Origin of the sequence: Serratia marcescens subsp. marcescens ATCC 13880 (assembly GCF_017299535.1) — a bacterium.
GTDB lineage: Bacteria > Pseudomonadota > Gammaproteobacteria > Enterobacterales > Enterobacteriaceae > Serratia > Serratia marcescens.
This window is the reverse complement of the sequence record NZ_CP071238.1, coordinates 1-25,612: the sequence shown is the minus strand read 5'-3', so window position 1 is coordinate 25,612 and position 25,612 is coordinate 1. Positions and strand designations below refer to the sequence as shown.

Annotated in this window: 23 protein-coding genes; 13 read left to right on the top strand and 10 right to left on the bottom strand. The window is 61.3% G+C overall.

Going from position 1 to position 25,612, the window contains the following annotated elements:
* The first annotated feature begins 171 nt into the window (after nt 1-171).
* The 8 genes from J0F90_RS00115 to ghrB all read left to right on the top strand — a co-directional run bounded on the left by J0F90_RS00115 (nt 172) and on the right by ghrB (nt 7,607).
* Complete coding sequence (locus J0F90_RS00115; RefSeq protein ID WP_016929581.1) at nt 172-738, top strand: DNA-3-methyladenine glycosylase I; 567 nt, start codon at nt 172-174, stop codon at nt 736-738.
* Entirely contained in the window at nt 735-1,187 is a 453-nt protein-coding gene (locus J0F90_RS00110) for an N-acetyltransferase (RefSeq protein ID WP_028128062.1), read from the top strand. Before J0F90_RS00115 ends, J0F90_RS00110 begins: the two co-directional genes overlap by 4 nt.
* Nucleotides 1,188-1,433: 246 nt before the next feature.
* Nucleotides 1,434-2,096, top strand: coding sequence for an OmpA family lipoprotein (locus J0F90_RS00105; protein WP_016929583.1), 663 nt, complete (start codon nt 1,434-1,436; stop codon nt 2,094-2,096).
* 124 nt (nt 2,097-2,220) lie between these two features.
* Nucleotides 2,221-3,255 carry a LacI family DNA-binding transcriptional regulator gene (locus J0F90_RS00100; protein ID WP_016929584.1) on the top strand — a complete coding sequence of 345 codons (1,035 nt, stop codon included), beginning with the start codon at nt 2,221-2,223 and terminating at the stop codon, nt 3,253-3,255.
* A 166-nt stretch (nt 3,256-3,421) separates the two neighbouring features.
* Nucleotides 3,422-4,174: a sugar phosphate isomerase/epimerase family protein gene (locus J0F90_RS00095; RefSeq protein WP_033639090.1), complete on the top strand. Its 753-nt coding sequence runs from the start codon at nt 3,422-3,424 to the stop codon at nt 4,172-4,174.
* A gap of 7 nt (nt 4,175-4,181) precedes the next feature.
* The gene (locus J0F90_RS00090) at nt 4,182-5,147 is read left to right on the top strand and encodes a sugar kinase (RefSeq protein ID WP_025304772.1); all 966 of its coding nucleotides are present in this window, start codon (nt 4,182-4,184) and stop codon (nt 5,145-5,147) included.
* A gap of 140 nt (nt 5,148-5,287) precedes the next feature.
* On the top strand, nt 5,288-6,556 hold the full coding sequence (locus J0F90_RS00085) for an MFS transporter (protein WP_033639091.1): 1,269 nt from the start codon (nt 5,288-5,290) through the stop codon (nt 6,554-6,556).
* Between the two features lie 73 nt (nt 6,557-6,629).
* On the top strand, nt 6,630-7,607 hold the full coding sequence (gene ghrB / locus J0F90_RS00080; protein ID WP_016929588.1) for a glyoxylate/hydroxypyruvate reductase GhrB: 978 nt from the start codon (nt 6,630-6,632) through the stop codon (nt 7,605-7,607).
* 1 nt (nt 7,608) lies between these two features.
* On the opposite strand, the gene J0F90_RS00075 is transcribed toward ghrB, so the two are convergent.
* Nucleotides 7,609-7,761, bottom strand: coding sequence for a hypothetical protein (locus J0F90_RS00075; RefSeq protein WP_019455508.1), 153 nt, complete (start codon nt 7,759-7,761; stop codon nt 7,609-7,611).
* A 195-nt stretch (nt 7,762-7,956) separates the two neighbouring features.
* Between J0F90_RS00075 and J0F90_RS00070 the strand changes: the two genes are divergently transcribed.
* Together J0F90_RS00070 and J0F90_RS00065 are read left to right on the top strand one after the other, a co-directional pair.
* Nucleotides 7,957-10,020: an alpha-amylase gene (locus tag J0F90_RS00070; RefSeq protein WP_033639092.1), complete on the top strand. Its 2,064-nt coding sequence runs from the start codon at nt 7,957-7,959 to the stop codon at nt 10,018-10,020.
* Nucleotides 10,021-10,155: 135 nt separating this feature from the next.
* A complete protein-coding gene (locus J0F90_RS00065) occupies nt 10,156-11,409 on the top strand; it encodes a valine--pyruvate transaminase (RefSeq protein ID WP_033639093.1) in 1,254 nt (417 codons plus the stop codon).
* A 39-nt stretch (nt 11,410-11,448) separates the two neighbouring features.
* Here the strand turns inward: J0F90_RS00065 and J0F90_RS00060 are convergent, their stop codons facing one another.
* The 3 genes from J0F90_RS00060 to ibpA form a co-directional block, all read right to left on the bottom strand.
* The gene (locus tag J0F90_RS00060; protein ID WP_016929592.1) at nt 11,449-13,107 is read right to left on the bottom strand and encodes a putative transporter; all 1,659 of its coding nucleotides are present in this window, start codon (nt 13,105-13,107) and stop codon (nt 11,449-11,451) included.
* 170 nt (nt 13,108-13,277) lie between these two features.
* A complete protein-coding gene (gene ibpB / locus J0F90_RS00055; RefSeq protein ID WP_004933922.1) occupies nt 13,278-13,706 on the bottom strand; it encodes a small heat shock chaperone IbpB in 429 nt (142 codons plus the stop codon).
* Nucleotides 13,707-13,813: 107 nt separating this feature from the next.
* Complete coding sequence (gene ibpA / locus J0F90_RS00050; RefSeq protein ID WP_004933919.1) at nt 13,814-14,227, bottom strand: small heat shock chaperone IbpA; 414 nt, start codon at nt 14,225-14,227, stop codon at nt 13,814-13,816.
* 310 nt (nt 14,228-14,537) lie between these two features.
* On the opposite strand from ibpA, the gene J0F90_RS00045 reads away from it, so the two are divergent.
* A complete protein-coding gene (locus J0F90_RS00045; RefSeq protein WP_033631396.1) occupies nt 14,538-14,885 on the top strand; it encodes a YceK/YidQ family lipoprotein in 348 nt (115 codons plus the stop codon).
* A 30-nt stretch (nt 14,886-14,915) separates the two neighbouring features.
* On the opposite strand, the gene J0F90_RS00040 is transcribed toward J0F90_RS00045, so the two are convergent.
* The gene (locus J0F90_RS00040; RefSeq protein ID WP_033639094.1) at nt 14,916-16,196 is read right to left on the bottom strand and encodes a YidR family protein; all 1,281 of its coding nucleotides are present in this window, start codon (nt 16,194-16,196) and stop codon (nt 14,916-14,918) included.
* A 489-nt stretch (nt 16,197-16,685) separates the two neighbouring features.
* Between J0F90_RS00040 and J0F90_RS00035 the strand changes: the two genes are divergently transcribed.
* The gene (locus J0F90_RS00035; protein WP_016929596.1) at nt 16,686-17,654 is read left to right on the top strand and encodes a threonine/serine dehydratase; all 969 of its coding nucleotides are present in this window, start codon (nt 16,686-16,688) and stop codon (nt 17,652-17,654) included.
* Complete coding sequence (locus J0F90_RS00030; protein ID WP_033639096.1) at nt 17,641-18,582, top strand: ornithine cyclodeaminase family protein; 942 nt, start codon at nt 17,641-17,643, stop codon at nt 18,580-18,582. The genes J0F90_RS00035 and J0F90_RS00030 overlap by 14 nt, the downstream gene beginning before the upstream one ends.
* Nucleotides 18,583-18,607: 25 nt before the next feature.
* Here J0F90_RS00030 and yidA read toward each other — a convergent pair whose 3' ends face one another.
* The 5 genes from yidA to dnaA form a co-directional block, all read right to left on the bottom strand.
* Entirely contained in the window at nt 18,608-19,423 is an 816-nt protein-coding gene (gene yidA, locus J0F90_RS00025; RefSeq protein ID WP_033639097.1) for a sugar-phosphatase, read from the bottom strand.
* Between the two features lie 125 nt (nt 19,424-19,548).
* Nucleotides 19,549-21,963 carry a DNA topoisomerase (ATP-hydrolyzing) subunit B gene (gyrB, locus tag J0F90_RS00020; RefSeq protein ID WP_016929599.1) on the bottom strand — a complete coding sequence of 805 codons (2,415 nt, stop codon included), beginning with the start codon at nt 21,961-21,963 and terminating at the stop codon, nt 19,549-19,551.
* A gap of 18 nt (nt 21,964-21,981) precedes the next feature.
* On the bottom strand, nt 21,982-23,067 hold the full coding sequence (recF, locus tag J0F90_RS00015; RefSeq protein ID WP_004933895.1) for a DNA replication/repair protein RecF: 1,086 nt from the start codon (nt 23,065-23,067) through the stop codon (nt 21,982-21,984).
* A 45-nt stretch (nt 23,068-23,112) separates the two neighbouring features.
* Complete coding sequence (gene dnaN / locus J0F90_RS00010) at nt 23,113-24,213, bottom strand: DNA polymerase III subunit beta (RefSeq protein ID WP_004933892.1); 1,101 nt, start codon at nt 24,211-24,213, stop codon at nt 23,113-23,115.
* Nucleotides 24,214-24,217: 4 nt separating this feature from the next.
* Entirely contained in the window at nt 24,218-25,612 is a 1,395-nt protein-coding gene (gene dnaA / locus J0F90_RS00005) for a chromosomal replication initiator protein DnaA (RefSeq protein ID WP_080286904.1), read from the bottom strand.

Below are 25,612 nucleotides of genomic sequence, written 5' to 3'. Positions count from 1 at the left end.
TGAAGGCCATGTCGTTTTTATCGCTGGTCAGTTTTCCACCGGCCATGTAGTAACTATTGTCGGCTTTTTCGTCACGTCAAGCGGGCCGATGACAAAACAATCAGAGGCTTGCCAAGTTCGGCGCTTCGAGCGATGATTACTGTTCATAAACACAGCATAAGGACATTCAGGATGGCAGACGAACGTTGCGGTTGGGTGACGGCCGATCCGTTGTATCTCGAGTATCACGACAAGGAATGGGGCGCGCCCACCACCGACGCGCGCGAGCTGTTTGAAATGTTGTGCCTCGAGGGGCAGCAAGCCGGCCTTTCCTGGATCACCGTCCTGAAAAAGCGCGAGAACTACCGCCGCGCTTTCCACGATTTCGATCCGCGGCGTGTCGCCGCCATGACCGAACAAGACGTGGAAAACCTGCTGCAGGACAGCGGCATCATCCGCCACCGCGGCAAGATAGAAGCCATCATCACCAACGCCAAGGCCTATCTGGCGATGGAGGCGGCCGGGGAGAATTTCGTTACCTTCATTTGGGACTTCGTCGGCGGCCGGCCGCAGCTTAACCGCTGGCAAGCGCTGAACCAGGTGCCGGCCAAAACCGAGCAGTCCGACGCCATGTCCAAGGCGCTGAAAAAGCGCGGCTTCAAGTTTATCGGCTCCACCATCTGTTACGCCTTCATGCAGGCCAGCGGGCTGGTGAACGATCATCTCACGGGGTGCATGTGTTACCCAAAGCCACGGTGATCCGCCCCTGTGGCCCGGAGGATATCGAACGGCTGATGGCGCTGTGGCTGCCCAGCACCATCGCCGCCCATCCGTTCGTGGCAGAAAAATACTGGCGTGAGAGCGCCGCGTTGGTGCGGGAAAACTACCTGCCGCGCGCGCAAAGCTGGGCCTGCTGGCATGACGACGAAATCGTCGGCTTTATCAGCGTGCTGGACGAGCAGTTCATCGGCGCGCTGTTTGTCGATCGGGCGTTTCACGGCCGCGGCGTCGCCCAGGCGTTGATGACGCACGTACAGCAGCGCTACCGTCGGCTCAGCCTGGAGGTGTATCAGCAAAACCTGCGCGCCTGCGCGTTTTACCACAAGCACGGTTTTCAGGTAACGCAACGCCTGTTTAACGACGAAACCCAGGCCTATACGCTGATCATGAACTGGCCGGCAATCGAGAATTCAACCGGTTACGGTTAAAAAAGGCGCATTCGCGCCCTGGCGGCGCGCAATTAGGAATCCGCTGCATGGCGCCGCCCGGCATTTTGTCGCATAACTCCCCCAGCACTTACCCGCGCTCATCATTTGTCACGTTTTTCTCCGGAACTGCCGGCGAGCCAACGCGTCATAGTAGCGCGGTGATGCGGGCCCCACCTGCGTCGCCTACTTTTTGCGCCCCCGTGTTGGGCCGGCGCGTACAGAATTGATGCCATTAAGGACAAGAACATGAAAAAACGCATTGCAATTATTGCCGGCGCAGTGAGCGTCGCGCTCACGCTGTCAGCCTGTACCACCAACCCTTACACCGGCGAATCCGAAGTCGGCAAATCCGGCATCGGCGCGGGCCTCGGCGCCGCACTGGGCGCCGGCGTCGGCGTGCTGTCCTCTTCCAAGAAAGATCGCGGCAAGGGCGCGCTGATCGGCGCAGCGGCCGGTGCAGCCCTCGGCGGCGGCGCAGGCTATTACATGGACGTGCAGGAAGCCAAGCTGCGCGACAAGATGAAAGGCACCGGCGTCAGCGTCACCCGTCAGGGCGACAACATCGTGCTGAACATGCCGAACAACGTGACCTTCGACAGCAGCAGCGCCACGCTGAAACCGGCGGGCGCCAACACCCTGACCGGCGTTGCCATGGTGCTGAAAGAGTATCCGAAAACCGCGGTCAACGTGGTCGGCTACACCGACAGCACCGGTTCCCGCTCGCTCAACATGAACCTGTCGCAGCAGCGCGCCGACGGCGTAGCCAGCGCGCTGATCACCCAGGGCGTGGCGGCGAACCGTATCCGCACCACCGGCGCCGGCCCGGACAACCCGATCGCCTCCAACAGCACCGCGGAAGGCAAGGCGCAAAACCGCCGCGTCGAGATCACCCTCAGCCCGCTGCAGTAATCCCGTGCGGGGCGCCACCTGCGCCCCGCCGCTTCCTCCCGACTTTCTCCTTATCCTTCAATATTCCCGCTCGCACATCGGGTATGGTAGTCTCCTTGGCAATTAACCGCAGGAGGGATCGGCTGTGAGCACAGGCAAGGCAACGCGCGCCTCAGGACGCGCCACCATCAGCGATGTGGCCAGCATCGCCAAAACCGGCAAGACCAGCGTGTCGCGCTATCTGAATGGTGAACAGCACCTGCTTTCCGACGATCTCAAACAGCGCATCGAACAGGCTATCCAGCAGCTCGACTACCGGCCAAGCCAGATGGCGCGCAGCCTGAAGGGCGGCCAGACCCGCCTGATCGGCCTGATCCTCGCCGATATCACCAACCCCTATTCAGTGGACGTGATGCGCGGCATCGAGGCCGCCTGCCGTCAACACGGTTTTACCCTGCTGGTGTGTAACACCAACAACGAAGTCAATCAGGAACAGCACTACCTGCAGCTGCTCAGCAGTTACCGGGTGGAAGGCATTGTGGTCAACGCGGTCGGCATGCGCGAGGAAGCGTTATCCACGCTGCAACAGTCGATGCTGCCGATGGTGCTGATCGACCGCAAAATCCCCGACTTCGCCTGCGATGTGGTGGGCCTGAACAACCGCGAAGCCGCCACCGTCGCCACCGAACACCTGTTGCAACAAGGTTTCGAAGCGATCCTGTTCCTAAGCGAGCCGCTCGGTACGGTCAATACCCGCCTGGAACGCCTGCACGCCTTCAGGCATACCATGGCGCAGCACCCCGCGCTGTTGGCGGAGCAGGCCGAAACGCCGCTCAACGATCGGCAGAAACTGGAGCAGGTGCTGAGCGATTTCAGCGGCCGCCACCGCGGCATGCGCAAGGCGGTGATCTCCGCCAACGGCGCCCTGACGCTGCAGGTGGCGCGCGCCATGCGTCGGCTCGGCATCCAGTGGGGCAACGACATCGGCCTGCTGGGTTTCGACGAGCTGGAGTGGGCGGAACTGGCGGGCGTCGGCATCACCACGCTGAAACAGCCCACCTACCAAATGGGGCACGCGGCGCTGGAGCGGCTGGTGCAGCGCATTCAGGGCCTGGCCGCCCCCAGCGGCGAGCAGATGTTCTCCGGCGAGCTGATCGTCCGAGGCTCCACCACCCGCTAACCCGCCTTTTCCGGGGCCGTTGACCGCCCCGCCCTCGCCGGCTGTTTTTTGCTCAGCTTCGTGATTGCGATCATATTTTTACACTCTGCCGCTTTTCGCTGGAACCGGTTCCATTTAACGTACCGGTAACAGCAGCGGCGGCGACAATGCCGCCTCAGGAGTCAAAATGAAAACAGAAATCATCGTGGTCACCGGCGCCTACGGCACCGATACCGTCAAACAACACGGCGGCCAGCGCGCGCTGTTGCCCCTCATCGCCGGCGCGGGCGCCGACGGAGTGGAGATCCGCCGCGAACTGTTCACCGCCGGCGAGCTGGACAGCCTGCCGGCGCTGGCGCAAGAGATCGATCGCCAGCAGCTGTTCGCCGTCTACTCCGCCCCTGAGGCGCTGTTCACCCCGCAACATACGCTGAACCCCAACCTGTCGGCGCTGCTGGCGGAAGCGCAGACGCTGAATGCGCGCCAGCTGAAGCTGTCCCTCGGCCATTTCCGCCCCGGCTTCGATTTTACCGAGCTGAAAGTGGCGCTGGAGCAACACCCGGTCAAGCTGGTGGTCGAGAACGACCAAACGCCGGACTGCGGCATTTTGTCGATGCTGAACGCCTTTTTCCACGCCGCGGAAGATAGCCACCTGCCGGTCAGCATGACCTTCGATATGGCCAACTGGCTGTGGGTGGGGCAAGACGCCTTCGCCGCCGCCGAACGCCTGGCCCGCCACGTCGGTTACGTGCACGTCAAAGCCGCCACCCAAGGCCCGCGCGGCTGGCGCGCCATCGCGCTGGACGATACCGACGGCAGCTGGCGCGACCTGCTGGCCCGCCTGCCGCACGATGTGCCGCGCGGTATCGAATTCCCGTTACAGGGCGATGACCTGGAAGCCGTCACCCGCCATTACGTCAATATCTTGCGTGCGGAGTAACCCCATGATGACAACGTTAACGGCAACGACGGCGCAGCAGGCGCCCCTGGATGTGGTCACGCTGGGCGAAGCCATGGCGATGTTCGTAGCGGCGCAAACCGGCGACTTGGCGGAGGTGGAAACCTTCACCAAACGCATCGCCGGCGCCGAACTGAACGTGGCGATCGGCCTGGCGCGTCTGGGCATGAATGTCGGCTGGGTCAGCCGCGTCGGCAACGATTCATTCGGGCGCTTCACCCTGCAGCAGTTGAAAAAAGAAGGCATCAATTACCGGCAGGTGACGGTCGACGGCCACTACCCCACCGGTTTTCAGGTGAAATCCAAAACCACCGATGGTACCGATCCCAGCGTGGAATACTTCCGCAAGGGCTCGGCGGCCAGCCACCTGTCGATTGCCGATTTTAACCGCGAGTATTTCGGTTCCGCGCGCCACCTGCACCTGAGCGGCGTGGCGGCGGCGCTGTCCAGCGAATCGCTGGCGCTGTGCCACCATGCGGCGCGCGAGATGCGCGCCATGGGCAAAACCATTTCGTTCGACCCCAATCTGCGCCCGGTGCTGTGGCCCAGCCGCGAGGTGATGATCGAGCAGCTGAACCAGCTGGCGTTCGCCGCCGACTGGGTGCTGCCGGGGCTGAAAGAAGGGCAGATCCTCACCGGCCAATCGACGCCGGAAGGCATCGCCGATTTCTATCTGGAACGCGGCGTGCAGGCGGTGATCATCAAAACCGGCCCGGACGGCGCCTGGTTTAAAACCGCCGCCGGCGATAAGGCGGCGGTAGCCGCGGTCAAGGTCGACAACGTAGTGGATACCGTCGGCGCCGGGGACGGCTTTGCCGTCGGCACCCTCAGCGCCCTGCTGGAAGGCAAAACGCTGATACAGGCGGTGCAGCGCGGCAACAAAATCGGCTCGCTGGCGATCCAGGCCATCGGCGACAGCGAAGGCCTGCCGACCCGTGCGGCGCTGGCCGAATAACAATAAAAAAAACGACTTCTCCGCATGACGTCAGCCTCTGGCCCTACAACCGGGACGCGTCGGGAGAGCATCTGCCCCTTCGTCTTTCACGCCCAGCGTGCCGTGCGAAGGGGATGCAACACCACTGAAGGATACTGAACATGAACAAAGCGACTGTCGCGGCCAAACGCTGGTGGTACATCATGCCCATCGTGTTTATCACCTACAGCCTGGCCTATCTCGATCGCGCCAACTTCAGCTTCGCCTCTGCCGCCGGCATCAATGAAGATCTCGGCATCACCAAGGGCATGGCCTCGCTGTTGGGCGCGCTGTTTTTCCTCGGTTATTTCTTCTTCCAAATTCCCGGCGCCATCTACGCCGAACGCCGCAGCGTCAAAAAATTGATCTTCTGGTGCCTGATCCTGTGGGGCGGTTGCGCCTCGCTGACCGGCGTGGTCAGCAATATCCCGATGCTGGCCGCCATCCGCTTTATTCTCGGCGTGGTGGAAGCGGCGGTGATGCCGGCGATGCTGATCTACATCAGCAACTGGTTCACCAAATCGGAACGGTCACGCGCCAATACCTTCCTGATCCTCGGCAACCCGGTGACGGTACTGTGGATGTCGGTGGTGTCAGGCTACCTGATCCACGCCTTCGGCTGGCGCGAAATGTTTATCATCGAGGGCATTCCGGCGGTTATCTGGGCGTTCTGCTGGTGGGTGCTGGCGAAAGACAAACCGGCGCAGGCCGGCTGGTTGAGCGCCGATGAGAAACAGGCGCTGCAACAGCAGCTGGACGAAGAGCAGAAAGGCATCAAGGCCGTGCGCAACTACGGCGAAGCTTTCCGCTCACGCAACGTGATCCTGCTGTGCGTGCAGTACTTCGCCTGGAGCATCGGCGTGTATGGCTTCGTGCTGTGGCTGCCTTCCATCCTGCGCAGCGGCATGCAGATGGGCATGGTGGAAGCCGGCTGGCTGTCGGCGGTGCCTTACCTGGCGGCAACCATCGCCATGATCGTCGTCTCCTGGGCGTCGGACAAAATGCAAAACCGCAAGCTGTTCGTCTGGCCGCTGCTGCTGATCGGCGCGCTGGCGTTCTTCGGATCTTACGCCGTCGGCGCCAACCACTTCTGGATCTCCTACGGCCTGCTGGTGGTCGCCGGCGCTGCGATGTATGCCCCTTATGGGCCGTTCTTCGCCATCATTCCGGAAATGCTGCCGAAAAACGTCGCCGGCGGCGCCATGGCGCTGATCAACAGCATGGGCGCGCTGGGTTCGTTCTTCGGTTCGTGGTTCGTCGGCTATCTGAATGGCGCCACCGGCAGCCCGGCGGCCTCTTACATGTTTATGGCCATCGCACTGGTGGTGGCGGTGGTGCTGACGCTGATCGTCAAGCCCGCCCGCAACGAGATCCAGCCGCAATTGGCTTGATCCGGTTATACTTTTTCTCTGTTAACCCAACCGGGGGGGCGCCATGCCCCCTTTGGCTCAGCTGGAGTTCGTGATGAAGCCTTCTATCGTATTGTACAAAAGCCTGCCCGCCGATCTACGTGAACGTCTGGAACAGCACTTCACCGTGCACGCCTTCAACGGCCTGCAGCCGGAGAACCGCGACGAACTGCGCCAGGCGCTGCAGCAGGCCGAAGGGATCATCGGTTCCGGCGGTAAAATTGACGAAGCCTTCCTGCAGCAGGCGCCCAAACTGCGCGCGGCCTCGACCGTTTCCGTCGGCTACGACAACTTCGACGTCGAGGCGCTCAACGCCCATAACGTGCTGCTGATGCATACCCCGACGGTGCTGACCGAAACCGTCGCCGACACCATCATGAGCCTGGTGCTGGCGACCGCGCGCCGGGTGGTGGAAGTGGCGGAGCGGGTGAAGGCCGGCGAATGGCGCGGCAGCATCGGGCCGGACTGGTTCGGCGTCGACGTGCACCACAAAACCATCGGCATCCTCGGCATGGGGCGCATCGGCCTGGCGCTGGCGCAGCGCGCGCACTTCGGCTTCGGCATGCCGGTGCTCTACAACGCCCGCCGCACGCACGAAGAGGCGGAACAGCGCTTCAACGCGCGCCGCTGCGATCTGGATACCCTGCTGGCCGAATCGGATTTCGTTTGCATCACACTGCCGCTGACCGAACAAACCTTCCACATGATCGGCCGCGATCAGCTGGCGAAGATGAAGAAAAGCGGCATTCTGATCAACGCCGGCCGCGGGCCGGTGGTGGATGAGCAGGCGCTGATCGAAGCGCTGCAAAACGGCGTGATCCACGCCGCCGGGTTGGACGTGTTCGAGAAAGAGCCGCTGCCGGCCAATTCGCCGCTGCTCAGCATGCCGAACGTGGTGGCGTTGCCGCACATCGGTTCCGCCACCCATGAAACGCGCTACGGCATGGCCGCCTGCGCGGTGGATAATTTGATCGCCGCGTTGACCGGCACGGTGAAAGAAAACTGCGTCAACCCGCAGCTGTTGCGGAAATAACTCAGCGCGGCCGGTGGTCTGCGGATAACCGGCCGTGTTGCTCTTCCTGCTGCGGCGCGAACAGCGCCTGCAGCTGATGTTCTTCGGCGAAGTGCTGCAATTCGGCATCCTGAATTGCCTGAACGATCTCTTCTCGCCAGTTTTTGTCCGTCATCGCTAACCTCCTTTGATGTTCATCGTTTAATCTGCCGCAGCGCGCGCGCAAAGCCAAGCCGAATCAATCCGAAAACGCTCCGCCCTTCTCCTCCTCCCCGAAAAACCCTCTCAGGGAGGAGGCCATTTTTCCGCCGTTTGCCACACTGGCGCTACCCAGCGGAAAAAACGCTTCCTGCCGCGCGTAAGGAGAGCCATGAAACTGTTACCCCTGCCCTTGTTGATGCTGCTGTCGCCTTCGGCGCTGGCCGGCTGGACGTTGCCGGGATTCCCGGCCTTCGACGAAACGGCCGCCGGGCTGTTCGCCAGCCAGGCCGCGCTGCCCAAGGGCCAGTTGCCGCTGCGCCTGTATCAGGATAACCACTGCTGGCAGCCGGCCGAGGCGGTAAAACTTAACCAGGCGCTGTCGCTGCAGCCCTGCGGCGCCAACCCGCCGGTCAGCTGGCGGCAGTTCCGCGCCGGTGACTATCAGGTGCGCATCGACACGCGCAGCGGCACGCCGACGCTGCAGCTCAGCCTGAGCCGCGCGCCGGAAAGCGCCGCCGTTGCCGTGCGCAGTTGCCCGCGCTGGGACGGCAAGCCGGTCACGGTCGACGTCGCCTCCACCTTCGCCGAAGGCGAAACGCTGCGCGATTTCTATTCCGGTCAAACGGCGCAGGTAAGCCAGGGGAAAATCACGCTGCAGCCCGCCGCCGCCAGCGGCGGCCTGTTGCTGCTGGAATCCGCCGCCACGGCGAAACCGGCGGCGTTCAGTTGGCATAACGCCACGGTCTACTTCGTGCTGACCGATCGCTTTGAGAACGGCAATCCGGCCAATGACCACAGCTACGGGCGCCGCAGCGACGGCCTGCAGGAAATAGGCACCTTTCACGGCGGCGATCTGGCCGGCCTGACGCAGAAGCTGGATTATCTGCAGCAGCTCGGCGTCAACGCCTTGTGGATCAGCTCGCCGCTGGAGCAGATCCACGGCTGGGTCGGCGGCGGCACCCAAGGCGATTTCCCGCATTACGCCTATCACGGCTATTACGCGCTGGACTGGACGCGCCTCGACGCCAACATGGGCACCGAACAGGAGCTGCGCACGCTGGTCGAGCAGGCGCATCGCCGCGGCATTCGCATTCTGTTCGACGTGGTGGTGAACCACGTCGGCTACGCCACGCTGGCGGATATGCAGACGTTCCACTTCGGCTCGCTGTATCTGCAAGGCGCGGAGGTGGAGAAAACCCTGGGGAAAAACTGGAGCGACTGGCGCCCCGGGCCAGGGCAAAACTGGCACAGCTTCAACGACTACATCAACTTCAGCGACAAGGCGGGCTGGCGCCCATGGTGGGGGAAAAATTGGATCCGCACCGACATCGGCGACTATGACGCGCCGGGCTATGACGATTTGACGATGTCGCTGGCCTTCCTGCCGGACATCAAAACCGAAGCGCCCGGCGCCAGCGGCCTGCCGCTGTTCTACCGCCACAAACCCGACACCGCCGCGCGCGACATGCCCGGCGCCGCCACCCGCGATTACCTGACCGTCTGGCTCAGCCAGTGGGTGCGCGATTACGGCATCGACGGTTTCCGCGTCGACACCGCCAAACACGTGGAAAAACCGACGCTGGCGCTGTTGAAACAGCGCGCCTCGGCGGCATTGGCGGCGTGGAAAGCGGAGCATCCGCAGCAGGCGCTGGATGATGCGCCGTTTTGGATGACCGGCGAGGCCTGGGGCCACGGGGTGATGAAAAGCGATTATTACCAAAACGGTTTCGACGCGATGATCAACTTCGATTTCCAGGACCAGGCGTCGCAGGCGCTGGGCTGCTTCGCTGACATCGATGCCACCTACCGGCAGATGGCCGAACGGCTGCAGGATTTCAACGTGCTGAGCTATCTCTCTTCACACGACACCCGGCTGTTCTTCGCCAGCGACGCCAAAGGCTCGCTGCCTCGCCAACAGCGGGCGGCGAACCTGCTGTTGCTGGCGCCGGGCGCGGTGCAGATTTACTACGGCGATGAAAGCGGCCGCCCTCTCGGCCCAACCGGCTCCGATCCGCTGCAGGGCACCCGCTCCGACATGAACTGGCCTGAGCTGCAGGGGGAAAAAGCCCCGCTGCTGGCCCACTGGCAACGGTTGGGGCAGTTCCGCGCTCGCCACCCGGCGATCGGCGGCGGCGTGCAAACCCCGTGGCCGCACGCCGCCTACTATGCTTTCAGCCGTCGGCTCGGCGACGATAAGGTGATGGTGGTATGGGCCGGCGAACGGTCACAATAATCCAGCGTAATATGCTACTAATCGGCCAATGAGCGAAGTTTGTGCCCATTGGCCGATTTGTCGGCCGCATTGCAGCGAGATTTGTCTGGCGGTATGGTGGGGGATTACCTGCTAAGAAACAGTACTGCTACACCTATGACTTTCTCACTTTTCGGCGAAAAATTTACCCGTTATGCGGGCATTACCCGTTTGATGGACGACCTGAACGAAGGCCTGCGCACCCCCGGTGCCATCATGCTCGGCGGCGGCAACCCGGCGCAGATCCCAGAGATGGAAGCCTACTTCAAACAGCTGTGCCAGGAGATGCTCGACCAGGGCAAACTGACCGAAGCGTTGTGCAACTACGACGGCCCGCAAGGCAAGGACGCGCTGCTGAAAGCGCTGGCCAATCTGCTGCGCGACGAGCTTGGCTGGGAGATTTCGCCACAGAATATTGCACTGACGAACGGCAGCCAAAGCGCGTTTTTCTACTTGTTCAACCTGTTCGCCGGCCGCTACGCCGACGGTTCGCGCCGCCGCGTGCTGTTCCCATTGGCGCCGGAATATATCGGCTATGCCGACGCCGGGCTGGACGAAGGGCTGTTCGTCTCCGCCAAACCGAACATCGAGCTGCTGCCGGACGGCCAGTTCAAATATCACGTTGATTTCGAACACCTCACCCTTGGCGACGACATCGGCATGATCTGCGTTTCACGGCCGACCAACCCGACCGGCAACGTGATCACCGACGAAGAGCTGATGAAGCTCGACCTGCTGGCGCAGCAACGCGATATTCCGCTGGTGATCGATAACGCCTACGGCGTGCCGTTCCCCGGTATTATCTTCAGCGACGCCACGCCGCTGTGGAACCCGAACACCATTCTGTGCATGAGCCTGTCCAAACTCGGCCTGCCGGGCTCGCGCTGCGGCATCGTGATCGCCGACGAGAAGGTGATCACCGCGTTGACCAACATGAACGGCATCATCAGCCTGTCGCCGGGCAGCATGGGGCCGGCGATGGCGACGGAAATGATCGCGCGCGGCGATCTGCTGCGCCTGTCGAACGAGGTGATTCGCCCGTTCTACAAACAGCGCGTCGAGCACACCATCGAGATTATTCGCCGCTACCTGTCGCCGGAGCGCTGCCTGATCCACAAACCGGAAGGGGCTATCTTCCTCTGGCTGTGGTTCAAGGATCTGCCGATCACCACCGAAGTGCTGTATCAGCGCCTGAAAAAGCGCGGCGTGCTGATGGTGCCGGGCCACTACTTCTTCCCGGGGCTGGAGCACGACTGGCCGCACACTCACCAATGCATGCGCATGAACTACGTGCCCGATCCGGAGAAAATCGAGCGCGGCGTGGCGATCCTGGCGGAAGAGATCGAGCGCGCGCATCAGGAAGTGAACTAAGCTCAACCCATCGGGGTGCCACCACGGCGCCCTGATGGATTACAGCGTCCAGAACAACACCGCCAGCAGCTGCGGCGACATGATGCGCAGGAACATCGCCAACGGATACACGGTGGCGTAAGACAGCGCGGCAGCGCCGCTGGTGGGATGCAGACCGTTGGCGAAGGCCAGCGCCGGCGGATCGGTCATCGATCCCGCCAGCATGCCGGACAGCGTCAGATAGTTCATCTTGCCCACCGTGCGCGCCAGAATGCCGACGCTCAGCAGCGGAATAGCGGTGATCAAGGCGCCGTACCCGACCCACGTCAGCCCCTCGCCGTGCAGCAACGTATCGATGAAGTTGCCGCCCGACTTCAATCCGACCACCGCCAGAAACAGCACGATGCCCAGTTCGCGCAGCGCCAGGTTGGCGCTCGGCGGCATAAACCAGTACAGCTTGCCGATGCTGCCGATGCGCCCCAGGATCAGCGCCGCCACCAGCGGCCCGCCGGCCAGCCCCAGCCGCAATGCCGCCGGGAAGCCGGGCACGAACAGCGGAATGGAACCGAGCAATACCCCGAGACCAATACCGATAAAGACCGGCAGCATCTGCACCTGCTGCAGTTTTTGTTGGGCGTTGCCGACAATCGCCGTCACCGCATCGATGGCCTCCGGCCGGCCGACCAGGTTGAGAATGTCGCCAAACTGCAGCGTCACGTTGCTGCCGGCCACCAGCTCCACGCCGGCGCGGTTGAGGCGTGAAATCACCACGTCATACTTTTGCTTCAGATTCAGATCGCGGATTTTCTTGCCCAGCACCTGCTCGTTGGTCACCACCGCCCTCACCACCTGTAGCGCAGTGCCGCGCGTCGACAGCGAGGCATCCACCTCTTCGCCGATCACCAACCGGGCGTTCTCCAGATCTTCGCGTTTGCCCACCAGGTGCAGGTAGTCGCCAAGCTCCAGCCGCTCGTGCGGCGCCGGCACCATCAGCAGCTCCCCGCGCTTGAGGCGCGAACAGACGATCGCTTCACCGTTGAGCAGCGGCACGCTTTTGATCGCCATGCCCTGCAGATTGGGGTTGCGCACCGCCACGTTGATGGCGTGCAGCAGCTCGCGCTGATTGCCCAGACGGCTTTCAAACGCCTGCGCCTCACGCTCGATGTTGATGCGGAAAAACAGCCGGATCAGCCACATCACCAGCAGGATGCCGCATATGCCGAACGGATAGGCCATGGCGTAGCCCATCCCCATGCCGTCCACCAGCGCCGGATCGGAACCGAGATCGGTCAGGATTTGTTGACCGGCGCCCAGCGCCGGGGTGTTGGTGACCGCGCCGGAGAACACGCCGAGGATGATCGGCAGCGGCACGTCGAACAGCTTGTGTACCGCCGCCGCCACTATGCCGCCGGTCACCACCAGCAGCACCGCGAAGGCGTTGAGCCGCAGACCGGAGACGCGCAGCGAAGAGAAGAAACCGGGGCCGACCTGGATGCCGATGGTGTAGACGAACAGGATCAGGCCAAACTCCTGGATAAAGTGCAGCATGTCCCCGTTCAGGCTGATTTGCCCGCTCTGGGCAAAGTGGCCAACCAGGATACCGCCGAACAGCACGCCGCCGATGCCCAGCCCGACGCCATACAGCTTCCAGTTCCCCATCCACAGCCCAATGACGGCCGCCAACGCCAACATGCTGACGGTCAGGGCGATATCGCTCATAGGTCACATCCTTGCCAAAAAAGTTGAACACGGGATTTGCGGCCAAAGACACACAATTAACAAGGATTATGGCATCGGGCAGAAGGGGGGACTGTGGCACGCGCCACATAACGCAGCGAGGGAGATCCGTTGGGATCTCCCTCGCATGATGATGACCGCTTTTCAGTCGGTTATTTCGCTTCCAGCTCCGGCGTCGCACCGATGGCGATACGCTGCGGCTGCAAGGCTTCCGGCACCTGACGCACCAGATCAATGTGCAGCAGACCGTTTTCAAATTTGGCTTCGGACACCTGCAGATGCTCCGCCAGGGTGAAAGTCAGCTGGAACTCTTTGCACACCAGACCTTGATGCAGGTATTCAACCTGTTTTTCCGGCGGCGTGGGTTTACCGCTGACGGTCAACCGCGGCCCTTCCACTTCGATATTCAGTTCGCTTTGCCGGAAACCGGCCAGCGCCAGAGAAATGCGGTAGTGATTGTCATCACTTTTCTCGATGTTATACGGCGGGAACCCCTGAGGTTCCTGGCCGCCCATTGAACTGGCCAATTTATCAAAACCAATCCACTGACGCAGAAGCGGGGATAAATCGTAATTACGCATAGGAACAACTCCTTTCATTAAGCGAGATGTGTTTATTCAGCCCCCTGACGGCAGGCTAATCATGACTTCATATTTACCGGCAGCGTACCTGCCGGCGAAACGGAAATTTATTTAATTTCGATGCGGCGCGGTTTTAATGTTTCCGGCACGATGCGTTGCATGTCGATATACAACAGGCCATTCTCCAGTTTGGCGCCTTTAATTTGAATATGTTCGGCCAGCTGGAATTTACGCTCGAAATTACGCTCGGCGATGCCCTGGTATAAATAGGTTTTTTCTGCCGGTTCATTGTTGTGCGCCCCGCGCACGATCAGCAGATTATCCTGCGTGGTGATCTCCAGCTCCTGCTCGGCAAACCCGGCTACCGCGATGGCGATCCGATAATGATTTTCATCCACCAGTTCGACATTATAAGGGGGATAACCGCCGTTTCCCTGACTCTGGCCAGCCTCCAGCGCGTTGAACAGGCGATCGAAACCAATGGCGGAACGGTATAGCGGGGAAAGATCAAAATTACGCATAAAACAGCCTCCTAAGGCACTTCAGCGAGGTTGAAATAAATACGCCTTCCACTCTGGACAGGCTAATTAAGCCAGAATTCCCTTACGGCGAATTCTCAATTCGGCTCTGATGATAAAATGGGGGTTGCTTTCATCAATTCAACAGGCGAGGATCAAAAAAAATTTGCATCAATAAGGTAAAAGTTTTTTTTACCACTTACACTAAAGTGAGAGAGCCGCCACAGAGCGGGATTTTGCTTCTTTTAAAGCAGCAACAGGATGTTATAAATCAGCTTAATTTAGGGGAACAGCAACCCTGCAGGATGGATTAATGACGACGATGAAAGCGATAGCGACGGGCTGCATGTTGTTGGCGACCAGCGGTTGCTCCAGCGTAATGAGCCATACCGGCCCGAATCAGGGTTACTATCCCGGCACCCGCGCCAGCGTGGACATGCTGAAGGACGACAACACCAGCTGGGCGATGATGCCGCTGGTGGCGCTGGATCTGCCGTTCTCCGCGGTGATGGATACCGTGCTGCTGCCTTACGACTATCTGCGCTCCGGCAACGACGCCACCGCAGACTCGCCAAAAGCGCGTATCCTGCGCAGCGAGCAGCAGAATCTGGCGGCGACCGGCAATCCCGGCCAGGGCGACGACAGCACCGCCACGCACTAATCGCGCACGCAGCGGGTCATCAGGCCCGCCTTACGCCTCAACCACAAAGATCTGGTTGAACCCCGCTATCTCGCGCATAAACGCCACTTTCTTGCCATCCGGCGAAAACACCACGGCATCCCCCGACGGCGGCTGCACGCTGCGCGGCGTCAATCGCTGCAGGCGGCCGCTGGCCACCTCGCACAGCATCACGCTGTTGTCGCACACCAAGGCTATCGTCCCGCCCTGCGGGTGCCAGCTGAACGCCGACTGGATGTCATGCTCGCTGCGGCTCACCTGGCGCGGCTCGCCACCATTAGGCGACACCGTCCACAGCTGCACCACGCCGCCGTCGTCCTTCATCAGAAAAGCTATCTGGCTGCCGTCCGGCGAACTGCGCAGCCAGTGGCGCGGCGCACCAGCCACGCCAGGAAAACGGCGATCCCCGGTAAAGGTTACCCGCCGCTGCCTGACGCCAAGCGGCGGCGCCGGCAGCTCGCTTTCCGTCCCCTGCAGCGGCAGAGCGCCCGCCCGGGCGTAGTCGACGTCGTTCTCCGGCAGATCGACGATAAACACCTCAGACAGCTTCTCTCCGGCGGCGGACAACGTATCGCCGATAAATGCCAGCGCCCAGCGCTGCCGGCTGCCGTCGGCCTTACGGTAGCCTTCGCGGCCGATCCAGCCTTCTTCGTAAGCGCGATTAATCTGATCGCTGCCCGGCCGCGGCTGCGGCACCGTCTCGCTGACCAACACGCAATAGTGGCTGCCGTCGTACTCGCGCGGGTGCTGTTTTGGCGGGTTAACCCCGTGCAGCGGCACGGCCACGCCGACGTTGCGCAGATCGCGCGCCGGATCGCGTTCATGCATCACGTGATCGTTGTAGGTAAAGCTGAGGCGGCTGCCGTCCGGACTGAAAACGTGCACATGGCTGCCGCCGCGCAGCGCGCCGGGCGTATAGGGCGCGGTGATATCCAGCGCGTCGAGGGTGATGGCCAACTCGCGATCCGGTTCGCTGACGATCACCCCGCGGCGGTGGTGAAAATCATACTGCCAGGCGCTGTCCGGGTGCTCAGGTCCGTGAATAAAGGCATAGCGCGCCGGCGCATCGGGGCTGACCGTGACCACGCCGACGTGGGCGCCGTGCTGGGCGCGATAAATCACCTCCACCGCGCCGCTGGCGACGTTGACACGCTCGATGCTGAGGCCGGTGAAAGAGGCGCCGTGCGGACGCACGTCATAAGCCAGCCATTGGCTGTCCGGCGTCCAGACGTTGATATTGGTTAACTGATGCCCACGAGGGTCGAAAGTCAGTTGTTTTTCCCGATGGCTCATGGCGGCTCTCCTGCACATGCTGGCACTGAGCCGTCATCTTACCGGATCGCCCGCAGCGTTTCATATGGCCTGTGAGGGTGAGGCGGGAGGAATTTTTCGGTTCGAAATCACGCAATTATTTTTCAGCGTCTTATCATTTAAGCCGATCGACGGCGTCGGCAGGAAATAAGCGGCCGACTAGGCGATTGTATTCCTGCCGGCGAAACTCAACGGCGCCAATGTAATAGGGTGGGTGATGAAAACGCTATTTTTTCATTCTCATCTTCCTTATAAGAATAAGGCAGCGGCGGCGCCTTACTTAACGCAAATAAATAAAAAATCGTGCCGCTAGACGACCGGTTTATGATTATTTTCACCGAAAACGCAATGTTCCTTCCGACCGTTGCCGTTTTCTGATCGGTGTGCCCGAGGGTCGGGCTGCGGGGTTTACAACTAATACAAAAAAGTACAAACTGGATTTTTAGTCCAAACAAATCTTCTGGAGCCGGTATGAACACCCTCTTCGATGCCATTGTTTCCGCTCATCAGCAACTGCGCCCTCAGGTGCGGGTCACGCCGCTGGAGCGCAGCGTGCTGCTTTCTCAGCAATTGGGCTGCGAGCTGTATCTGAAATGCGACCACCTGCAGCACACCGGTTCCTTTAAATTTCGCGGCGCCAGCAACAAGCTGCGGCTGTTGGATAACGAGCAACGCCGGCGCGGCGTGATCGCCGCCTCAACCGGCAACCACGGCCAGGCGGTCGCTCTGGCGGGGCAGCGTATGGGCGTTGGCGTCACGGTTTATGCGCCGGAGACGGCGGCGAGCATCAAGCTCGACACCATCCGGGCGCTGGGCGGCATCGTGGAATTGGTGCCGGGCGATGCGCTGAACGCCGAACTGGCGGGGGAACTGGCCGCACGCGAACAGGGGAAAACCTATATCTCGCCGTATAACGACGAACAGGTGATCGCCGGCCAGGGCACCTGCGGCATGGAGCTGGTTGAACAACTCGCCGATCTGGACGCGGTATTCGTGGCGGTGGGCGGCGGTGGCTATATCGCCGGCATCGGCACCGTTCTGCGGCAACTGTCGCCAAACACGCAGCTTATCGCCTGCTGGCCGGAAAACGCCACCAGCCTGTACAGCGCGTTGGAAGCCGGCCATATCTTCCCGGTGGAAGAACAAGAAACCTTGTCCGACGGCACCGCCGGCGGCGTCGAGCCGGGCGCCGTGACCTTCCCGCTGTGCCAGCAGCTGATTGACCGTAAAGTGCTGGTCAGCGAGGCGGAGATCAAACTCGCGATGCGCCGGATCGCCGCCAGCGATCGCTGGATTATCGAAGGCGCAGCAGGCGTGGCGTTGGCGGCGGCGATCAAACTGGCGCCGGAATACCGAGGTAAAAAGGTGGCGGTGGTGCTGTGCGGTAAAAACATCGTGCTGGAGAAATACCTCAAGGCCATCGCCGATGCGCATCCTTAATCGGCAGCAAATTCTCGCTGCGTTCGACGCCGAGACCATAACGCCGCTGCTGAAGCAGGGTTTTATCGCCTACTCGCAACAGCGGGTACAACAGCCGCCGGCGCAGCATTTCCTGTTCGAACAGGCCGCCGGCGACTGCTGCATCAAATCCGCCTGGTTGGAAGGCGACGAACTGTTCGTGGTCAAGATCTCCACCGGTTTCTATCGCAATGCCGAACAAGGCCTGCCGAGCAATCAAGGGCTGATGATGGCGTTCTCCGCCCACACCGGCGAGCCCCGCGCACTGTTGCAGGATGAGGGTTGGCTGACCGCGCTGCGCACCGCACTGGCCGGCCGCATCGCCGCCGATCTGTGTGCGCCGCCGCATATTCAGGCGATAGGCATGGTCGGCACCGGCCTGCAGGCGCGGCTGCAGCTGCAATGTCTGAAACCGGTGACCGATTGCCGCGAGGTATGGGTGTGGGGCCGCAACGAACAGGCGCTGGCGGCGTATCGACGCGATGTCGAGGCCGAGGGTTTTCGGGTGCGGGTCACGCAGGATGCGGCGGAGCTGGCGGCGCACTGTCAGCTGATCGTCACCACCACGCCCAGCCGCGAACCGATTTTACAGGCGGCGGATATTCGGCCCGGCACGCACATTACCGCGGTGGGCGCCGACGCGCCCGGTAAGCAGGAGCTGGCGACCGAGCTGGTGGCCCGCGCAGACGCGCTGCTGGTTGATGCCCTGGCGCAGTGTGCGGACTATGGCGAGATCGCGACGGCTTATCGGCAGCACAAGCTGATTTCAACGCCGATCGTCGAAATGGGCGCCGTCTTGGCGCAGGGAGGGCGGGTACGACGCGAGCCGCAGCACATCACCATCGCCGATCTCACCGGCTTGGCGATTCAGGATCTGCAGATCGCCAAAGGGGTGTTGGCGAAAGTATAAAGGGGCGCCGCAGCGCCCCGCGTTATCAGGCGTTGAGCACGAACTTCTCGATAGCGCGCGCCACGCCGTCTTCGGTATTGGCGCTGGTGACAAACTGCGCCACCGCTTTCAGCTCGGGAATGGCATTGCCCATCGCCACGCCGACGCCGGCATATTCGATCATCGCCGTATCGTTGGCCTGATCCCCCAGCGTCATGATGTTTTCCCGCGCCACGCCGAGATGCTCGGCCAGCATTCTCACCCCGGCGCCCTTATCGACGTTTTTGTGCAAGATCTCAAGGTAGTAAGGCGCGCTTTTCAGGATGGTGTAACGCGCGCGCGTTTCTTCCGGGATGCGCGCGATAGCGCTGTCCAGCAGCTCCGGCTCGTCGATCATCATCACTTTAGGGAAACGCATCTGGCGATCCATCTCTTCCACGCTGCGGTATTTCAGCGGAATGCCGGTCATTTCCGCCTCGTGTATGGTGTACTTGCCGATGTCCTTGTTCGGGGTATACAGGGTATCGAAATCAAACGCCTGGAAGTGAACGCCGAACTCGCGCGCCATCTGCTCGAAATGCAGATAATCCTCAAAGCCCAGCGTTTCTTGCAGAATGCAGGCGCCGTCGACCGCACGCAGCACCAGCGCGCCGTTATAGGTGATACAGAAATCGCCGGGGCCCTGAATGTCCAACTGGCGCAGATAGTCCTGCACGCCGACATATGGCCGCCCGGTGGCCAGCACCACGTGCACCCCTTTGCGCCGCGCCGCCGCGATAGCCTGCTTTACCGCCGGCGTGATTTGGTGCTGCGGATCCAGCAACGTGCCGTCCATGTCGATCGCAATCAGTTCAATAGCCATTCAACGCTTCTCCCAGTGGTTTTTTCCCATGCTAACGCGTTTCAGCCACGGCTGTCAGCGCCAAAAAAGGCGCAAAAAAAATCCGCGCGGGTCGCCCGGCGCGGATTTTCACAGCCATTAACGCATCAGATATCGATGTTCGCCGCTTTCAGGGCGTTTTCTTCGATAAAGGCGCGACGTGGTTCAACCGCATCGCCCATCAGCGTGGTGAACAGCTGATCGGCAGCGATGGCGTCCTTGACAGTCACGCGCAGCATGCGGCGACTTTCCGGATCCATGGTGGTTTCCCACAGCTGCTCCGGGTTCATCTCGCCCAGACCTTTATAACGCTGCACCGACAGGCCGCGGCGCGACTCTTTCACCAGCCACTCCAGCGCCTGCTCGAAGCTGTCTACCGGCTGACGGCGTTCGCCGCGCTCGATGAACGCGCCCTCTTCGATCAGCCCGCGCAGCTGCTCGCCCAGCTGGCAGATCTTGCGGTATTCGCCGCCGTGGATGAAGTCGAAGTCCAGCTTGTAGTCGGTATCCACGCCGTGGGTGCGGATGCGCAGCGCCGGCTCGAACATCTGGCGCTCACGGTTCTCGAAGATCACGAAATCATAGCTGCTGCCGTGCTGCTCTTTGTCGTTCAGCGCCTGCACCAGCGACGCGATCCAGGTCTTCACCTTGGCTTCATCGCTGAGATCGCCTTCGTTCAGCGTCGGCTGATAGATCAGGCTGTTCAACAGCGCGCGCGGGTAGCGGCGCTCCATGCGGCCGATCAGCTTCTGCACGCCATAGTGCTCGGCCACCAGTTTTTCCAACTGCTCGCCGCCGAGCGCCGGTGCGCTGGCGTTGGTGTGCAGCGTGGCGCCGTCCATCGCGATGGCGATCTGGTACTGATCCATCGCCTCATCATCTTTGATGTACTGCTCCTGCTTGCCTTTCTTCACCTTGTACAGCGGCGGCTGTGCGATGAACACGTGGCCACGCTCGATGATTTCCGGCATTTGGCGGTAGAAGAAGGTCAACAGCAGCGTACGGATGTGCGAACCGTCGACGTCGGCATCGGTCATGATGATGATGCTGTGGTAACGCAGCTTGTCCGGGCTGTACTCGTCACGGCCGATGCCGCAGCCCAGCGCGGTGATCAGCGTCGCCACTTCCTGTGAAGAGAGCATTTTGTCGAAACGCGCCTTCTCGACGTTGAGGATTTTCCCCTTCAGCGGCAAGATAGCCTGGTTCTTGCGGTTGCGCCCCTGCTTGGCAGAGCCGCCCGCGGAGTCCCCTTCCACCAGGTACAGTTCGGACAGCGCCGGATCGCGTTCCTGGCAGTCCGCCAGCTTGCCCGGCAGGCCGGCCAGATCCAGCGCGCCTTTGCGGCGGGTCATCTCACGCGCTTTACGCGCCGCTTCGCGCGCGCGCGCCGCGTCGATGATTTTGCCGACCACGATTTTCGCGTCGCCCGGATTTTCCATCAGGTAATCCACCAGCTTCTCGTTCATCAGCGTTTCAACCGCGGTTTTCACCTCGGAAGAGACCAGCTTGTCCTTGGTCTGAGAGGAGAACTTGGGATCCGGCACCTTCACCGACACCACGGCGATCAGGCCTTCACGCGCGTCATCGCCGGTGGCGCTGACCTTGGCCTTCTTGCTGTAGCCTTCCTTCTCCATGTAGCTGTTCAGCGTACGAGTCATCGCGGTACGGAAACCGACCAGGTGCGTGCCGCCGTCGCGCTGCGGAATGTTGTTGGTGAAGCAGTAGATGTTTTCCTGGAAACCGTCGTTCCACTGCAGCGCCACTTCCACGCCGATGTCGTCTTTCACGGTGGAGAAGTAGAACACGTTCGGGTGGATCGGCGTTTTGTTCTTGTTCAGGTACTCGACAAACGCCTTGATGCCGCCTTCGTAATGGAAGTGGTCTTCACGGTCAGTGCGCTTGTCCTTCAGGCGGATAGACACGCCGGAGTTGAGGAAGGACAGCTCGCGCAGGCGCTTGGCCAGAATGTCGTACTCGAAATCGGTCACATTGGTAAAGGTCTGGTGGCTTGGCCAGAAGCGCACCATAGTGCCGGTCTGCTCGGTTTCGCCCACCACGGTCAGCGGCGCCTGCGGCTCGCCGTGGCTGTAAGTTTGTTCGTGCACTTTGCCTTCGCGGCGGATCACCAGCTCCAGTTTCTCCGACAGGGCGTTAACCACCGAGACGCCCACGCCGTGCAGGCCGCCGGAAACTTTATAGGAGTTGTCGTCGAATTTACCGCCGGCGTGCAGCACGGTCATGATGACCTCTGCGGCTGAAACCCCTTCTTCCGGGTGAATGCCGGTCGGAATGCCGCGGCCGTCATCCTGCACCGATACCGAGTTGTCGGCATGGATGGTGACCTGAATGTCGCTACAGTGGCCCGCGAGCGCTTCGTCGATAGCGTTGTCCACAACCTCGAATACCATGTGGTGCAGACCGGTGCCGTCATCGGTATCGCCGATATACATGCCCGGGCGCTTGCGCACCGCATCCAGCCCTTTTAATACCTTGATACTTGAGGAGTCATAAGAATTCGACATCAACGTTTCTCGCTCATTTTAGTCCTGTGGTTGAACCTCTATTTTACCCTGTTCCACGCGGAACATCTTGCCCTTTTCACCGGCCATGTCGGTCACTTGCTCAGCGCTGACCGCGCTGACAAAAACCTGGGCCTGGGTGGCTTTCAGGCGATCGGCCAGCAACCGGCGACGGCCGGTGTCCAGCTCGGAGGCAAAATCATCAATCAGATACAGGCAACGCCGCCCGCTCTGCCGGGTGAGAAACTCACCCTGCGCCAAGCGCAACGCGCACATCAGCAGCTTAAGCTGACCGCGCGATAACAAATCCTCTACCGGCGTGCCGTCGGCACGAATGCGAAAGTCCGCTTTATGCGGCCCCACCGCGGTATAGGTCAACGCCCTGTCGCGCTCAAACTGGCGCTCCAGCAGCTCGCCGTAATCGCTCTCTTTGTCCCAGCCACGCTGGAAGGAGAAGCTCAGGGCGAATTCAGGCAGAAACTGCGCGCAGGTCGCGGTGATATCCGCGGCGATCGCGTCGCTGTATTCCGCCCGCCATTCGCTGATGCGCTCCGCGAGCGGGATCAGTTCCTGATCCCAGGCGCGGATCTGCGCATAGCGACTCACCTGGCGCAGCGCGGCATTGCGCTGCTTCAGTAACCGTTTCAGGTTGCTCCAGGCGGTGAAAAAACCGGGTTCGTTATGAAAACAGCCCCAGTCCAGGAAAGCGCGCCGGAATTTCGGCCCGCCGTTCAGCAGGGTAAAACCTTCGGGGGTGATCAGCTGCATGGGCAGCAGCTGCGCCAGCTCGGCCACCTTGTGGCCGTCGCTGCCATCGATGCGTACTTTGCTGTCACCCTGACGGCTCTTACTCAATCCTACCGACAGCTCGCGCTCCGCGCCTTCGATGCGGCCGTGCAGCACGAACTCCGGTTGGTCGTGGCGAATCACCCGACCGGCCTGCAGGCTGCGAAAGGCGCGGCCATGGCCGAGCGTATACACCGCCTCCAGCACGCTGGTCTTGCCGCTGCCGTTGGCGCCGACCAGGAAGTTGAATCCCGGCGCCAGCGCCAAATCCGCCGCCTCGATATTGCGGAAGTCTTTAATCAATAAACGCGTCAGAGCCATGCAATCTCTTTACCGATGACGGTGCTGTAATTCAAGGTAACGAGACTACAACCGCATTGGCATGACAACGTAGGCCGCCGCCTGGCTGGCGCCGTCTTCGATCTGCACGCTGGAGACCGAGTCGGTCAACAGCAGGCGCACGTCTTCACACTTGAGCGCGTTCAACACGTCCAGCACGTAGCTGACGTTGAAACCGATCTCCATCTCCGCGCCGTCGTAGCTGACGTCGAGGATCTCTTCCGCCTCTTCCTGCTCCGGGTTGTTGGCGGTGATCTTCAGCTGATTCTGGCTGACGTACAGCCGCACGCCGCGGAATTTCTCGTTCGAGAGAATAGCCGCGCGGGCGAACGCCTGCTTGAGCAGATCGCAGCCGGCTTCCAGCGTTTTGTCCGGGTTCTTCGGCAAAACGCGGCGATAGTCAGGGAAACGGCCGTCAACCAGCTTGGACGTAAAGATGAAATCGCCGACGTGGGCGCGAATGTTGTTGCTGCCGATCTGCAGCTGCAGCAGCGAATCGCCGCCGTCCAGCAAGCGCACCAGCTCCATCACCCCTTTACGCGGCACGATCACCGAATGCGACGGCAGCTGCTGGCCGATCGGCATCGAGCACACCGCCAGGCGGTGGCCGTCGGTCGCGACGGTGCGCAGCTCTTCGCCTTCGGTTTCAAACAGCATGCCGTTCAGGTAGTAACGCACGTCCTGGTGGGCCATCGAGAACTGGGTGGCTTCGATCAGGCGCTTCAGCGTCGCCTGCGGCAAGGTGAATTCCACCTCGCTCTGCCAGTCGTCCAGGTTCGGGAAGTCCGCCGCGGGCAGCGTGGACAGCGAGAAGCGGCTGCGGCCGGACCGCACCAGCATGCGCTCGCTCTCCAGCGTGACGGCAATCTCCGCCCCTTCCGGCAGGCCACGGCAGATATCAAAGAATTTGCGCGCGGGCACGGTGGTCGCGCCCGGCTCGTGCGGCTGGGACAGGGCGACGCGCGCCACCATCTCCATCTCCAGATCGGTGCCGGTCAGCAGCAGGGAGCCTTCCGTCACCTGCAGCAGCAGGTTGCCCAGGATCGGCAAGGTCGGGCGGCCGCCCAGCGGGCTGCTCACCTGTTGCAGCGGTTTTAGCAGATGCTCACGTTCAACGATAAATTTCATAGCGCTATGAAGATAATGTTCTGATTAAATTGGAGAAATCTTCTTTGATGTCGTGACTTTCCTCACGCAACTGCTCGATCTTCCGGCAGGCGTGCAACACCGTGGTATGGTCGCGGCCACCAAACGCATCGCCGATTTCCGGCAGGCTGTGGTTGGTGAGTTCCTTCGCCAGCGCCATCGCCATCTGGCGCGGGCGGGCAACGGATCGCGAACGCCGCTTGGACAGCAAATCCGCGACTTTAATCTTGTAATACTCCGCCACCGTCTTTTGGATATTGTCGATGGTGACCAGCTTTTCCTGCAGCGCCAGCAGATCGCGCAGCGCTTCGCGCACGAAATCGATGGTGATGGCCCGGCCGGTAAAGTTGGCGTTGGCGATCACGCGGTTCAGCGCCCCTTCGAGCTCACGCACGTTGGAACGCAGGCGCTTGGCGATGAAGAACGCCACTTCGCCCGGCAGGCGAATGTCGTTTTCGTCGGCCTTTTTCATCAGGATCGCCACGCGGGTTTCCAGCTCCGGCGGCTCGATCGCCACCGTCAGCCCCCAGCCGAAGCGGGACTTCAGACGATCTTCCACCCCGTTGATCTCTTTAGGGTAGCGATCCGAAGTCAGGATGATCTGCTGATTGCCTTCCAACAGGGCGTTAAAGGTATGGAAGAACTCTTCCTGCGAACGCTCCTTGTTGGCAAAGAATTGGATGTCATCGATCAGCAACGCGTCGACCGAACGGTAGTAGCGCTTAAACTCTTCGATGGCATTGTTCTGCAACGCTTTGACCATGTCCTGCACGAAGCGTTCCGAGTGCATGTAGACCACTTTGGCGTTGGCCTTGCGCGCCATGATGCCGTTGCCGACCGCGTGCAGCAGGTGAGTTTTACCCAGGCCGGTGCCGCCATACAGGAACAAAGGGTTGTAGGCGCCGCCCGGATTGTCCGCCACCTGGCGAGCCGCCGCGCGCGCCAGCTGGTTGGACTTACCCTCGACGAAGTTGTCGAAGGTGTGTTTGGGGTTGACGTTGGAGCGATAAGAGAGCTCGGGTTGCGCCGCCGCGTTGTCCCAGCTCGGGCGCGAAGGCGCGGCCGTGCGCGCCGCCGGAGCCGCAGGGACGCTGCTGACGCTGGCGGTCACGGTCTGGCTGATCACCTGCGTGATCGGCTTGCTGCCGACTTCAAAACGCAGCAAAGGCGCGTCCGTGCCGCAGAAATCATTCAGCAGACCATTGATGTTGTTTAAGTACTTATCGCGAACCCAATCCAGCACAAAACGGTTAGGCGCGTACAGCGCCAGGGTGTTGTCACTCAGTTCCGCCTGCAATGGGCGAATCCACATACTAAATTCTGTGGCAGGTAACTCATCCTGCAATCGGGCAAGACACTGCTGCCAAAGCGAAAGTGACAC